Origin of the sequence: Saccharomonospora halophila 8 (assembly GCF_000383775.1) — a bacterium.
Classification (GTDB): Bacteria; Actinomycetota; Actinomycetes; order Mycobacteriales; family Pseudonocardiaceae; genus Saccharomonospora; species Saccharomonospora halophila.
On sequence record NZ_KB912501.1, the window covers coordinates 3,153 to 14,540 of the forward strand.

Here is an 11,388-nt window from a genome sequence, read left to right on the forward strand (position 1 = left end):
CGGCACCGGTGCCACCCGACGCCCCAGTGCCTCCAGCACCACGCACAGCCCGCTCATCCCGAGCCCCGAGCCACCGTGCCGCTCGGGCAGGGCGATGCCGAGCAGGTTCGCCACGGCCAGGGCGCGCCAGAGCCCGTCGTCGACGCGGGTCCCGCCCGCCTCGACCTCGGCCACCCGCCCGGTGGTGGCGTGTCCGGTGACGATGTCGTCGGCGAGACCCGCCAGCGCCCGGAGGTCCTCGTCGAATGTGAAGTCCATCTACTCCTCCTCCCGGGCGGGCGCGGTGTCCGCCGCGTCCCCGGTCGCGACCGGCCGGAAGACCGGCAGGGTGAGCTCGGTGTCGGCGTCGAGCCACTCCAGCCGCACCGGCATGTCGAGGGCGACGTCGTCGGGCTCGACCCCGACCAGGTTGGTGATCAGCCGGGTGCCCTCGGCCAGGTCGACCACCGCGACGAGCAGCGGGTAGTCGAACGCCGGGTGTCTCGGGTGGTGCGCGACGACGTAGCTGTACACGGTGGCGCGGCCGGAGGCCTCCACCGTGTCCCAGTCGAACGAACCGCAGTCGGGGCAGCACGGCCCCGGCGGGTGCCGCAGGATGTGGCAGGCGGCGCAGCGCTGGATGAGCAGCCGGTGCTGCCGGCAGGCGTCGAAGAAGAAGGCGTTGTCCCGGTTCACCGCGGGGCGGGGACGCAACGGACGCTCGTCGGCATTCCCGCCGGATCCGCCGGACCCGCCGGATCCGTCCGCACCGTCGGACGCGGAGGCGCCGTCGGACGCGGAGGAGGCCGCCGAGCCCACCTCCCCGGCGGGCCGGAAGCGCAGGATCCGCCAGCGCTGGGTCGCCACGACCTCGCCGTGCCGGTCGGTGTAGGTGCGGAGGCTGGTGAGGAAGTGCCCGGTGCCCAGCGCGGTCGTCTTCTCCGGCGAGACCGACTCCAGCGTCTCGGACACGGAGAGGTGGTCACCCGGGACGAGTTCGCGGACGAACTCCTGGTCGGAGTCGGTGGCCACCACGGAGGTGAAACCCGCCTCGTCCAGCAGGGCGAACATCTCGTCGAGCACGGTCGGCCCGGCCTCGCCGGTGCCCCCGGCGCCGTCGCCGCCCTGCTGTGCGGCCAGGTGGGCGGCGTAGCCACGCATGGTCCAGGCCTGCGCCATCGCGGGCGGGGCCACCACGCCGGGACGTCCGGTCGCGCGGGCTGCCGCGTCGTCGAGGTGGATCGGGTTCGCATCCCCCATCGCCTCGACCCAGTGCCGGATCATCGGCACGTTCACCGGGTCCTGCGCGGGCCGGGTGGGACTCAGCTCCCGCCCGACGAACTCCCGCAGCCGGTGTTCGAGAGTGTCGTTCATTTCCCCCGTCCCAACCGGGGCAGTCCCAGCCCCTGGGTGGCGACCATGTCGCGCAGCACCTCGTTGACCCCACCGCCGAAGGTGTTCACGATGCCCTGGCGAGACAACTGCTCCACCTGGCCCGCGAGCACGGCGCCGGGGGATTCCGGACGCACCCGGCCCGCCGCGCCGAGCACGCCGAGCAGCAGTCGTTGCACCTCGACGTGGGTCTCGGTCCCGTACACCTTGGTGGCGCCGGCCTCGGCGCCGGTCAGCGTCCCGTCCCCGGCCGAGCCGACCATCCGCCAGTTCAGCAGGTGCATCGCCTCCAGCAGGGCGTGTGCGCGGGCCAGGTCCCGGCGCACCCACGGTTGTCCGATCGCCCCGGTGTCCTTCGCCCAGCCCAGCACCGTCTCCCACAGCGCCGTCATCCGGCCGCCGAGGGCGGCCAGGCCGACCCGTTCGTGGTTGAGCTGGGTGGTCATCAGTTCCCAGCCGGCGTTGATCTCCCCGACCACGTTCGCCTTCGGCACCCGCACACCGCTGTAGTAGGTGGCGGTCACCGTCATCCCGCCGACCGTGGTGATCGGGCTCCACGAGAACCCGGGGTCGCGGGTGTCCACGATGAGGATCGAGATGCCCTTGTGCTTCGCCGCGTCCGGGTCGGTGCGGCAGGCCAGCCAGACGAAGTCCGCGGTGTTGGCCCCGCTGGTGAAGATCTTGCTGCCGTCGACGATCCAGTCGTCGCCGTCCGGCACCGCGCGGGTGGTCAGCGAGGCGAGGTCGGTGCCCGCCCCGGGTTCGGTGTAGCCGATGGCGAACACCGTCTCACCGGTGAGGATGCCCGGCAGGAAGCGGTCCTTCTGCTCGGCCGATCCCCGGGCCATCAGGGTGGGGCCGACCGTGTTCACGGTGACGAACGGGAACGGGAGCCCGGCCCGCTGCACCTCGTCGAAGAAGACGAACTGGTCGGCCAGGGACCGTCCCCGCCCGCCGTACTCGGCGGGCCAGCCGAGGCCGAGCCAGCCGTCGGCGCCGAGCCGGGAGACCACCGCCCGGAAGTGCTCGCCGCCCACGCCCTCCTCGCCCGCCCGCCGGCGCACGTCCTCGGGGAGGAATCCCGAGAAGTACTCCCTGAGCTCGGCGCGGAGCCGGCGTTGCGCCTCGGTCTCGCGCAGTCGCATGTGCCGCTCCCCTACCACGATCCGGTGGTGAACATGATGACGGACGAAAGGCTAGACGCTTATTTAGACACTTGTCCAGATGGTCGTTCACCGGACTCCCGGGCCGATAGGGTGGGCCCATGCCGAAGGACACCGCCGGGAACGGCACCCGCGTCGTGCGGCGCGTGCTGTCGGCCACCCAGGCCGCCACACGGGACAAGCTGATCGACGCGGCGATCGAGGTCGCCACCGAGAACGGGTACGAGGGCGCCGGGGTGCGCGAGGTCGCCACCCGCGCGGGGGTCTCGGCCGCCACCGCGTACCAGCACGTCGGCTCCAAGGACCAGCTCCTGATCGAGGCACTGCTCGCGCTCGGCGACCGGGTCGCCGACAGCGTCGGCGCCCGCGGCCCGTCCGGCGGCGGACCGGCCGAACGGTTGACCGACGTGTTCGGCCGCGTGCTGCGGCAGGCCGCGCAGAAGCCGCTGCTGTACCGGGCGCTGTTCCGTGCCTACGTGGCCGGCTACCCCGGGATGACCGAGGGGGACGATCCCGTCGGGTTCGGGCCGGAACGCGCGGCGTGGATCGGCCGGACCCTGCGCGCCGGGGACACGGCAGGGCACGACGACGCGGAACTGGACGCGGCCGCGCGCGTGCTGTCCACCACGTTCCTCGGCGCGATCGTCGGTGTCGCCGCGGGACGGGACGCCGAGGACGTCATCGGGGTGCTGGACGAGGCCGTGCACCGGTTGCTGCCGGGCACCCGGTCGTGACCGGAACGGACCGGGAGTGTCGGCGACACTCCCGACCGGCCCGGCCGTGCGGGCGTCACACCACCGTGTTGCGGCCCCAGCCGTGCGCCCGCGGCCCCTCCGAATCCCGCAGGACGCAGTGCGTGCCCCGGTAGATCGAAGGCATGCACTTGTTGCAGTGGATGCACAGACTGTGTGCTCCTGCGTCGTCCCGCAGCCGGTTGACCAGGTCTGGTTCGCGCAGCAGGGCGCGGGCCATCGCCACGAACCCGAAGCCCTCCCGCATCGCGGTGTCCATGACCTCCCGGTTCGTCACCCCACCGAGCAGCACCATGGGCAGGTCGACGGCGGCACGCACCTGCCGGGCCTGCTCCAGCAGGTAGGCGTCGGTGTAGGGGTAGGACTTGAGGAACTTCCCGCCCACCATCTTCACGCCGAGCCGCACCGGCTGCGGCATCACGGCGGCGAAGTCCTCCAACGGCGCGTCGCCCCGGAACAGATACATCGGGTTGCGCAGCGAACTGCCCGCCGTCATCTCCAGCGCGTCCACCGAGCCGTCCCGCTCCAGCCACCGGGCGAGCTGGATCGCCTCGTCCAACCAGAACCCGCCGGGCGCGCCGTCGTCCATGTTCACCTTCGCCAGCACGGCCACCCGGTCGCCGACGGCGTCGCGCACCGCGCGGGTCACCTCCCGGGCCAGCCGGGTGCGGTTGGCCAGGCTGCCGCCGTAGTCGTCGGTGCGCCGGTTCAGCCTGGGACTGGTGAACGAACTGGCCAGGTAATTGTGTCCGAGGTGGACCTCGACCGCGTCGAATCCGGCCTCGACCGCCGAGGCACCGGCGTTGCCGAAGTCCCGCACGATCCGGGTCAGGTCCTCGCGGGTGGCGGGCCGCGTCACGCTGCCGCTGGTGGCGTGGAAGTGCCGGGACGGCGCCAGCGCCGGCGCCTTGGGGGTTGGCCACCGGGCCCGCGTGCCCGATCTGCGCCGAGACGGCCGCTCCTTCGGCGTGCACGGCGTCGGTCAGCTGCCGCAGCCCCGGCAGCGCCTCCGGGGTCCACACGAGCTGGTGCTTGTCCGTCCGTCCCTCCGGGGAGACCGCGCAGAACGCCACGGTGGTCATGCCCACCCCGCCCCGGGCGTACTCCCGATGGAAGTCGATCAGCTCACGGGTCACCCGCCCCCGGTAGGCCAGACCCTCGTAGGTGGCGGCCTTGATCGTGCGGTTGCGCAGGGTCACCGGGCCGAGCGTGCCCGGGGAGAGCGGATCCGGTACGGCGGCGCGGCCGTCGGATCCGCCGGGTGTGCTGTCGCTGTCGCTCACGGGGTTTCTCTCCTACCGGGACGGGTGTCGGGTCGGGGCGGGTGCGTGGGAATCCGGGCGTGCCGGGTCAGCCGAAGTTCGCCTGGCCGCCGTCGAGGGGCACGGTGGCGCCGGTGAGGTAGCGGGCCTGCGGACCGGCCAGCCAGGCGACCGCGGTGCCGACGTCGGCCTCGCAGTCGCCGATGTAACCCAGGGGGATGGTCCTGCGGAACTCCTCGGCCTCGGCCGGGTTCTTCCGGATCCACCACTCCAGGCTCGGCGAGAGCGCGTGCGGGGCCACGGAGTTGACCCGGATGCCGTCCGGCCCCCACTCGACGGCGGCCGTGCGGGTCAGCGACCGCACGGCCTGTTTGGCGGCCGCGTAGGCGCCGAAGTTGGTGGCGTCCCAGCGGACCATCGCCGAGGTCACCAGGTTCACGATGTTGCCGCCGCCGCGCGCCTTCAGGTGCGGATGGCAGGCGGTCATGAACGCGAACGTCGCGAACGGACCGTGCTCGAAACCGGCGCGGAAGTCGTCCCCGCTCAGCGACAGCAACGGCCCCAAGGCGCCGGAGTAGGCGTTGTTCACCAGGATGTCGATCCCGCCGAACCGGTCGGCGATCCCGTCGACGAGTGCGGGCACGGCGGCGGTGTCGGCCACGTCGCAGACGAACGGTTCGGCGTCGGCCCCGCGCTGCCGGATCAGCTCGGCGGTGGCCCGGAGCTTGTCCCCGGTGCGCCCCAGTACGGCGAGGGTGGCGCCCTCCGCGGCCAGCGCCAGGGCGATCCCCTGCCCGACGCCCTGTCCGGCGCCCGTCACGAGGGCGACCTTCCCGTCGAGTGTGCCCATGATCTTCTCGTCCGCTCCCTGTCCGCGACTGCCCGTCCATCCCGGATGCCGGGGAAGGCGGCCGTCGCGCCGCACAACGCACCCGGTGCGCACCCGGGACCTCATCCTGGCCGGGCCACACCCGCCCGTGCCCGGTCCCGTCCCGCTCACCGGGAACCGACCGGTGTCGGCGGGCCGCACCGACGAGGGTGGCGTCCATCCCGGTCAACGGGATTCCGACCGTGCCCGCACGTGCCTACGCTCGACAACGGATCGGCCCGCCGACGGCCGGCGTCGCCCGCCGTCCCGGCCGAGGAGAGGGAGCCAATGACCGCATCGGGTCCGCAAGCCGCACAGGAGATCGTTGCCCGCCTCACCGGCCCCGGCGGTGCGTTCGAGATGACCGTCGACGACGTCCTCGGAGCCCGACTGCCGGTGTTCGTGCGCCGGGCCCGTTCGCTGGGCGAGGTGCTGTCCGCGTCGCTGCGGTACGGCGACGCCGACTACCTCGTCACCGAGCACGACCGGCTGTCCTTCGCCGAGCACGGCGCGGCCGTGGCCTCGCTGGCCCGGGAGCTGCGCACCGGGTACGGCGTCGGCCCGGGCGACCGGGTGGGGATCATGGCCGCCAACTCGCCCGGCTGGGTCATCGCCTTCTGGGCCACGGTGAGCCTCGGGGCGGTGGCCGTGGGGTACAACGCCTGGTGGTCACCGCGCGAGACCGGGCACGCCCTCGGGCTCACCACACCGACGGTGGTCGTCGCCGACCACGAACGCGCCCCGGCGCTGCGCGAGGCCGGGGTCACCGTGCTGAGCATGGAGGACGACCTTCCCGGGCTCACCCGCCGGCACCCGGACGCGCCCCTGCCCGACGTCCCGGTGGCCGAGGACGACCCCGCCGTCATCCTGTTCACCAGCGGGACCTCGGGCATGGCCAAGGCCGTGGTGCACACCCACCGCAACCTGACCTCGGTGATCGAGTACCACCGGTTCAACGACGCGCTGGCGCGCGCCTTCGGCGACCCCACCGATTCGACCGCCCGTCGCTACCTGCTGGCGATGCCGCTGTTCCACATCGCCAGCCTGCACAACCTCGCGGTACCCCGGCTGGCCACCGGCAGCGCCGTGGTGATGAACCTGGGCCGGTTCGAGGCGGACCGGGTGCTGCGCCTGATCGAGTCCGAGCGGGTGACCAACTGGGGTGCGGTGCCGACGATGGCGCACCGGCTGATGGAGCACGGCGACCTCGCCTCCTACGACCTGTCGTCGCTGACGGCGTTCTCACTCGCCTCCGCGCCGTCGTCACCGGAGTTCAAGCAGCGGCTACGGGAGACGTTGCCGTTCGCGAAGAACTCCCTGGTGGACAGCTACGGACTGACCGAGTCGGCGACCGCGATCACCGTCGCCACGCCCGCCGATCTGGAACAGGCACCGGGAACCCTCGGCAGGCCGGTGATCGGTGTCGAGGTGCGGATCCGGGACGAGACCGGCGCCGTGCTGCCACCCGGGCAGGAGGGCGAGGTCTGCACCCGCAGCGCCTACACCATGGCCGGGTACTTCCACGACCCGGAGGCGACCGCGAAGACCATCGACCCGGACCGGTGGCTGCACACCGGCGACATCGGCATGCTCGACGAGCAGGGCAGGCTCCGGTTGGCCAGCAGGCGTTCCGACCTGATCCTGCGGGGCGGGGAGAACGTTTACCCCACCGAGGTGGAGTACGTGCTCGACGAGCACCCGGCCGTGGCCGAGTGTGTCGTGCTCGGGGTGGACCACCCGGATCTGGGCCAGGAGGTGGGTGCGGTGGTGGTCACCCGGGACGGGGCCGCGGTCACCGAGCGGGAGCTGACCGAGTTCTGCCGGCAACGACTGGCCCACTTCAAGGTCCCCGACCACTGGCGCCTCACCACCTCCGCCCTCCCCCGCAACGCCACCGGCAAGATCATCCGAAAGAACGTCGCCGTCTGACCCCGCGAGTCGCCACCCCAGCACGGCGGGTCGACGCTTCAGGACGGCGAGTCGACGCTTCGGGACCGTGAGTCGACGTTGCAGGACGGCGAGTTGACACCCGCCGCGACTCGGGAGGAGCGGACGCCGCCGGTCCACGGCCCGGGGCCACGCACACCCCGGACGTCGACCCACGGGCGTGTGGCGTCGACTCGCGGGCGTGGGGCGTCACCTTGCGGGGCCGAGGTGGCGACTCGCGGGCGTGGGGTGGCGACTCGCGGGCGGGTCAGGACGGGAGGGGGACGAACTCGCGGATGAACAGGCCCTCGGCCGTGACGTAGGTGGTGTCCCCCGCGGAGATCGTGCCCTCGGTGTGGATCTTGCGGCCGTCCACGGCGGTGCACCGGGCGCGCACGGTCAGCTCCTCGAACAGCGGCGTGGGCCGGTGGTAGTGCAGGGTCAGGCGCGCCGTCATGCCGGAGGTGCCCGCCCAGTGGTTGGCCACGCCGAGGGAGTGGTCCAGCAGCAACGCCGACACGCCGCCGTGGGCGTAGCCGGGTGGACCCTGGTACGCCATGCCGAGCGTGGTGGTTCCGGACACCGAGCCGTCCGGGTGGCCGGTCAACGTCAGCGGCGGGGCGATCGCGTTCTCCGGACCGGTCACCGGGTCGTGTCGGGTGACGCCCTCGCCGCTCCACATGTCGACCATCCGGTCCGCACGGGAGGGCGCGTGCCCGTCGAGATAGTCGGCCACGGCGTTCAGCCGGTCGGCCACGTCGGCCATCTCGGCCGCGGTGTTCCCGCCCGCGTGCAGCAGTGCGGAGATGACCCGCCGCGCCGCGGCGACCGTGGCGTCGATCCCCTCGTTGTCCGCCGTGGCCGTCAGCCTGCCCTCCGGCACCGTGTCCCCCTCCGGCGCCGTGTCCCCCTCCGGCGCCGTGTCCCCCTCCGGCACCGCGTCCCCGTGGCCGTCCCACGGTGTCGCGTCGGCGTTGGTCGTCATCGGACAACGGTAACCGCCGCACGGCCCGCTCCGCCGCCGAAAGTAGACAGTGTCACGTCGACCGGGCTTGCGCCGTTACGGGGCACTTTCCCCGCCCTCAGCGCGGTGTGGGGCACATCCGCTGCGTCCCGCGCACCGAATGTGCCCCACACGGCACGACACCTCAGCGGCGCCTCAGCCGGCGAGCCAGGTGTCGTGGAACAGCATGATGCTTTCGCCGGTCGGCACGGCGCCGTACACGTCCGGGTTCCACGCGATCAACGTCCGCATCGGGGACAGCGTGAGGATCGGGACGTCGGCCTGCCAGAGCCGTTCGATCCCGGTGAGCACGGCCCGCGACTCCCGCTCGGTCCCGGCGCGTCGCAACCGCCCGAGCAGCTCGTCCATCTCCGGGTTCGCGTAGCCGCCCGCGTTGACCGGGGACTCGCTGTGCAGACCCGCGGTCAGCCGCGGGTACGGGTCCGCGTCGCCGACGCTCAGCGCGGAACTGGCCAGGTCGAAATCCTTCGTGGCGTAGATCTTCTGGATCTGCTCGGAGATCGACCGCGCCGCGAAGATCTCCACGGTGAAGCCCACCTGTTCGAGCATCGCCTTGATCGCCATCGACTCCGCGCGCGCCGACGGGTCGGACCCGTTCACCAGCTCGACGGACCCGTCGAAGCCGTCGGCCCGGGCCTGGTCCACCAGTTTCCGGGCCCGCTCGACGTCGGTGCCGAGCGGCTCCACGCCCTCCGCGTACCACTCCGAGGTCTCCGGGAACAACCGCTTCGACGGCACGGCCGCACCCTCGAACACCCGCTGGGACACCATCTCCGGCCGCAGCGCCAGCGCCAGCGCACGGCGCACCCGGCGGTCGGCCCCGGGACGACCGTCCCGCTGGTTGATGGTGATCGAGTTGCCCACCGACAGGGTGGTGAGGAAGCCGGTGGCGCCGGAGTCCAGCTGTCGCCGCACGTGGCTCGGTTCCCGCAGGTAGGCGACGTCGACCGCCCCGGACTCCAGTGCGTCACGCTTCGCCTCCGGTCCGGGCAACCAGGTGAACCGCACCCGGTCGAGAGGGGGCCTGCCGAGCCGGTAGTCGTCGTTGGCCGCCAGGACCAGTTCCTCCGAGGGAGCGTAGTTCTCCAGCGTGAACGGTCCCGCCCCGATCGGTTCGAACTCCGCGCCGTCGCGCGCGGCCGGTGCGACGATCATCCCCGCACCCTGCGCGAGCATGGTCGGGAACCCGGGCCACGGTCCGCTCAGCTCGAACACGACCGTGGTCCCGGCGGTGGCCGTCATCGTGTCGATGGTGCGCTCCAGCAGCGGCGCGTCCGAGCCGCCCGCGGAAAGGTAGTACTCGATGCTGCCGACCACCGCCTCGGCGTCGAGCGGGGTACCGTCACTGAACTCGACGTCGTCCGGGAGCTCGACCGTCCACTGCCGACCTCCGTCCGCGCTCTCCAGTGATTCGGCCAGCCACGGCACGTACTCACCCGCGTCGTGGTCGTAGCGCACGAGCACGTCGTAGACGGCCGCGAGCGCGGCACCGCCGGACGTCCCGTGCGCGATGGTCTCCGTGGGGTCGAGACTGGTGGGTTCGGCGTAGGCGGCGAAGGTGAGCGTGCCGCCACCCACCGGCTGACCCGGCTCCGCCTGCTGTCCCACCATCCCGTCGGGAACGCGCCCGGTGCCGGGGTCCGCGTTCCCACCGTCGTGTCCGGCACCGGCGCCGCCGGAGCATCCGGCGAGCACGAGCGTGCCCGCCATCGCCGCCGCGCGCATCCGGATTCCGAGCCCGGGTCGTGATCGCATGTCCTCTCCCTACCGTGAGCACCGACGTCGTTGTGCGCTGCTTCACACCTGCCGACGGACGGTAGGCCGGACCCCCACCGGCGCCCCGGGAGGTCTCACTGACCGGAACTCAGGGATCGCGCGGGAGTCCGAGGATTCGCTCGCCGATGATGTTGAGCTGGATCTCGGTGGTCCCGCCCGCGAGGGACAGGCACCGGGTGTTGAGGAACATCCAGGCGCTCTCGCCCCGGGAGCTCGGACCGACCAGGGCGTCCACACCGCGCCAGTCCATCACCGTCTCCCACACCCGTTGGGCGTGCTCGACGCCGAGGAACTTGCCGACACTCGACTCCGCACCGGGCTGCCCGCCGGTCAACGACCGGAGCACCCCGCGCAGGCGGAACAACCCTCCGGACTGGGCGTCGGCGAGCAGTGCCCCGAGTTCGGCCAACCGGTCGGCGTCGGGGGCACCGTCGACGGCGGCCAGTTCCAGCAGTGTCTCGCCGCCGTCGCCCAGTGACGAACCCCGGGACAACGCCACCCGTTCGTTCGCCAGGGTCGTGCGGGCCAGTTTCCATCCGTCGCCGGGTTCGCCGACGAGTGCGTCGTCCGGCACGAAGACCTCGTCCAGGAACACCTCGTTGAACAACGCGTCCCCGGTCAGTTCCCGCAGCGGGCGGATCTCGATCCCGGGCGCGGACATGTCGACCAGGAAGTAGGACAGCCCCTTGTGCTTGCGCACCGACGGGTCGGTGCGGGCCAGGCAGATGGCCCGGTGCGCCGCACGCGCGGCCGAGGTCCACACCTTCTGCCCGGACAGCCGCCAGCCCCCCTCGACCTTCTCGGCGCGGGTGCGTAGCGCCGCCAGGTCGGAACCCGCACCGGGCTCGCTGAACAGCTGGCACCACACGGTCTCCCCGCGCAGGGTGGACGGCAGGAAACGCTGCTGCTGCCGGGCACTGCCGTGCTCGATCAGCGTCGGCACCACCCAGTTGCCGATCACCATGTCCACAGGGGACAGCTGTGCCGCCGTCAGTTCCTCGTCGATGACGAGCTGGGTGAGACCGTCGGCGCCCTTGCCCCACGGCCGCGGCAGATGGGGTGCGGTGTAGCCGTGCTCGGCGAGGTAGCGCCGCGCACGGTCGGCATCCATCTCCCGGGCCGGTTCCAGTTCGGCACGGATCCGGGTGCGGACGGTCTCCGCCTCGGGCGGCAGCTCGACGCCCATCCCCCGGCGCACCCCGGCCAGCGCCGCACGGGCGACCTTCCGGTGCCACGCGGCGGTCGG

At 72.5% G+C, this 11,388-nt stretch carries 9 protein-coding genes and 1 pseudogene; 2 read left to right on the forward strand and 8 right to left on the reverse strand.

The window, feature by feature from the left end; translation table 11 throughout:
• The 3 genes from SACHA_RS0105025 to SACHA_RS0105035 form a co-directional block, all read right to left on the reverse strand.
• Window positions 1-258, reverse strand: a 258-nt coding sequence (locus SACHA_RS0105025; RefSeq protein ID WP_028662901.1) for an acyl-CoA dehydrogenase family protein, incomplete at its 3' end; no start/stop codon positions are given.
• Entirely contained in the window at window positions 259-1,353 is a 1,095-nt protein-coding gene (locus SACHA_RS0105030) for a bifunctional MaoC family dehydratase N-terminal/OB-fold nucleic acid binding domain-containing protein (protein WP_019807668.1), read from the reverse strand.
• Complete coding sequence (locus SACHA_RS0105035; RefSeq protein ID WP_019807669.1) at window positions 1,350-2,516, reverse strand: acyl-CoA dehydrogenase family protein; 1,167 nt, start codon at window positions 2,514-2,516, stop codon at window positions 1,350-1,352. The genes SACHA_RS0105030 and SACHA_RS0105035 overlap by 4 nt, the downstream gene beginning before the upstream one ends.
• A 119-nt stretch (window positions 2,517-2,635) precedes the next feature.
• Between SACHA_RS0105035 and SACHA_RS0105040 the strand changes: the two genes are divergently transcribed.
• Window positions 2,636-3,268 carry a TetR/AcrR family transcriptional regulator gene (locus SACHA_RS0105040; RefSeq protein WP_019807671.1) on the forward strand — a complete coding sequence of 211 codons (633 nt, stop codon included), beginning with the start codon at window positions 2,636-2,638 and terminating at the stop codon, window positions 3,266-3,268.
• Window positions 3,269-3,323: 55 nt separating this feature from the next.
• Here SACHA_RS0105040 and SACHA_RS20360 read toward each other — a convergent pair.
• Window positions 3,324-4,569, reverse strand: a pseudogene (locus SACHA_RS20360) (NADH:flavin oxidoreductase).
• A 67-nt stretch (window positions 4,570-4,636) separates the two neighbouring features.
• Window positions 4,637-5,398 carry an SDR family NAD(P)-dependent oxidoreductase gene (locus tag SACHA_RS0105050; RefSeq protein WP_019807675.1) on the reverse strand — a complete coding sequence of 254 codons (762 nt, stop codon included), beginning with the start codon at window positions 5,396-5,398 and terminating at the stop codon, window positions 4,637-4,639.
• A 306-nt stretch (window positions 5,399-5,704) separates the two neighbouring features.
• On the opposite strand from SACHA_RS0105050, the gene SACHA_RS0105055 reads away from it, so the two are divergent.
• Window positions 5,705-7,345 (forward strand): class I adenylate-forming enzyme family protein, encoded by a 1,641-nt coding sequence (locus tag SACHA_RS0105055; RefSeq protein WP_019807677.1) that lies wholly within the window; start codon window positions 5,705-5,707, stop codon window positions 7,343-7,345.
• Between the two features lie 265 nt (window positions 7,346-7,610).
• On the opposite strand, the gene SACHA_RS0105060 is transcribed toward SACHA_RS0105055, so the two are convergent.
• From SACHA_RS0105060 to SACHA_RS20365, 3 genes are all read right to left on the reverse strand, one after another.
• Entirely contained in the window at window positions 7,611-8,327 is a 717-nt protein-coding gene (locus tag SACHA_RS0105060; RefSeq protein WP_019807679.1) for a PaaI family thioesterase, read from the reverse strand.
• Window positions 8,328-8,501: 174 nt separating this feature from the next.
• On the reverse strand, window positions 8,502-10,121 hold the full coding sequence (locus SACHA_RS0105065; protein WP_028662903.1) for an ABC transporter substrate-binding protein: 1,620 nt from the start codon (window positions 10,119-10,121) through the stop codon (window positions 8,502-8,504).
• Window positions 10,122-10,230: 109 nt separating this feature from the next.
• Window positions 10,231-11,388, reverse strand: a 1,158-nt coding sequence (locus tag SACHA_RS20365) for an acyl-CoA dehydrogenase family protein (protein ID WP_039738013.1), incomplete at its 5' end; no start/stop codon positions are given.